This window comes from Nostoc sp. CHAB 5715 (assembly GCF_020829685.1).
GTDB lineage: Bacteria > Cyanobacteriota > Cyanobacteriia > Cyanobacteriales > Nostocaceae > Nostoc.
Genome location: NZ_JAIVFR010001099.1, coordinates 1 through 2296, shown reverse-complemented (window position 1 = coordinate 2296; position 2296 = coordinate 1). Strand labels below are relative to the sequence as shown.

General features: G+C 40.3%; 1 protein-coding gene and 1 pseudogene. Both read left to right on the top strand.

Going from position 1 to position 2296, the window contains the following annotated elements:
- On the top strand, positions 1-1735 hold a 1735-nt coding region (locus LC574_RS36370; protein WP_229458475.1), incomplete at its 5' end, for a heavy metal translocating P-type ATPase.
- A gap of 288 nt (positions 1736-2023) precedes the next feature.
- Positions 2024-2296, top strand: a pseudogene (locus LC574_RS36365) (hypothetical protein); the annotation flags it as partial.

Sequence of the window (2296 nt, the reverse complement as noted above, 5' to 3'; positions counted from 1 at the left end):
CCCTGCTTATTTATTAAGTGGATGGAGTGTTTTAAAAACTGCTGGGCGCAATATCCTCAAAGGTAGAATATTCGATGAAACGTTTTTGATGGCAGTAGCGACACTAGGGGCGATCGCAATTCATAAATTACCCGAAGCTGTCGGAGTCATGTTATTTTATAAAATTGGGGAATTGTTTCAGGATATTGCCGTTAGTCGTTCCCGTAATTCCATCAAAGCTTTATTAGAAGTACGTCCAGACTATGCCAATATTCAAACAGAAGGAGAATTAAAAAAAGTATCCCCAAAGACAGTAAATATTGGAGATATTATCGTTGTAAAACCTGGAGAAAAGATTCCCTTGGATGGTGAGATTATAGATGGAAATTCGCAAGTCGATACATCTGCATTAACTGGAGAGTCTGTACCGCGAACAGTGAGGCTGGGAGAAACAGTTTTAGCTGGGATGATCAACAAAATGGGTGTTCTCAGCATTAAAGTAACAAAACTATTTGATGAATCTTCCATTGCCAAGATTTTAGACTTGGTGCAAAACGCCAAAAGTAAAAAAGCAGAAACTGAAAAATTTATTACTAAATTTGCCCGATATTATACACCAATAGTAGTTTTTACATCTCTAGCAGTTGCACTATTACCTTCTTTATTGATTGCTGGCGCAACTTCTTCAGAATGGGTTTATCGTGCCTTAATTTTACTAGTTATCTCCTGTCCCTGTGGACTAGTTATCAGTATTCCCTTAGGTTACTTTGGAGGCGTGGGAGGTGCAGCTAAACGCGGGATTTTGGTTAAAGGCTCTACTTTTTTAGATGCTTTAAATGCTGTGAATACAGTTGTTTTTGATAAAACTGGAACGTTAACTCACGGTGTATTTAAAGTAGCAAAAATAGTACCATCAAATGGCTACGTTGAACAAGAATTACTGCAATTAGCCGCCAAAGTAGAATTGCACTCAAATCATCCCATCGCTCAATCTATCCGCAAAGCTTATGGTAAGAAAATTGATACATTAGATGTGAGAGATTATGAAGAAATCGCAGGCTATGGAATTAAAGCCAAGGTTGAAAATAGGGTAGTGATAGCGGGAAGCGATCGCCTATTACATAAAGAGAATATTGCTCATGATAATTGCCAGCTAGAGGGAACAGTTATTCATCTAGCAGTGGATAATATTTACGCTGGGTATATTGTCATTGCTGATGAACTCAAAGAAGATGCCAGACACGCTATTCAAGCACTCAAGCGAATGGGTGTAGAGAAAACAGTAATGTTGACAGGAGATAATGAAGCGATCGCATCCCGCATTGCTCAACAGCTAGGTATAGATGCTTACGAAGCAGAGTTATTACCAGAAGAAAAAGTCAATGCCATTGAAAAGTTACTCAGCACCGTTGGTAAACATAGGAAAGTTGCCTTTGTTGGGGATGGCATTAATGATGCACCAGTGATTGCTAGAGCAGATGTTGGTATAGCAATGGGTGGGTTAGGCTCAGATGCGGCGATCAAAACTGCCGATATTGTGATTATGACAGATGCACCCTCAAAAGTGGCAGAAGCAATACAAATCGCCAGAAAAACAAGGCAAATTGTTTGGCAAAATATCGGTTTTGCGTTAGCAATTAAAGGTGTATTCATTGGATTGGGTATTTTAGGCGTAGCGACAATGTGGGAAGCTGTATTCGCTGATGTGGGAGTAGCTTTACTTGCAATTTTCAACGCAACTAGAGTGATGAGATAAAGTTATTGGGAAATCAGGGCTATTTCGTTCTAAACATAAACCGCCCAGAACTAAAGTTCACAGGCTTTTAGCTTAAGTCCACTAAAGTGGACTAAAAGCCTTTCTTAGTCGTCTTTAGACGACTTTTGCTATTAGCCTCAGAATTTATTCTGAGGCGGGCTAGATGAGAATGAAATAGCCCTGTTGGGAAATCGGGAATCTGTAATTGGGAAATTGTAGAAGTTAAGCTGGAAAGCAATAATTGAATATATTGAACACTCCCAAATCGGATTCCCGTAGAGGTAGACTGTGAACCCATCTACTAAAGGTATCGCTACGGTTGCGTTAGCTTTACTATTAACTAACCCAGCAACCCCAGTAGTTGCATTACCCCAGAAAACCAATCAACCACCAACCGATGCGTCTACGCAACCCTCAAAAGACACTTTAATCGTTCCTGGGGAAAGAGTTGGGCCGATAACACGCACAACCACCAAGCAAGATTTAGTCAAGCTGTTTGGTGCATCCCATCTCGTTGATGAAACCACTTCTGGCCCTGAAGGAATAGGTAGTTTTGCAGCT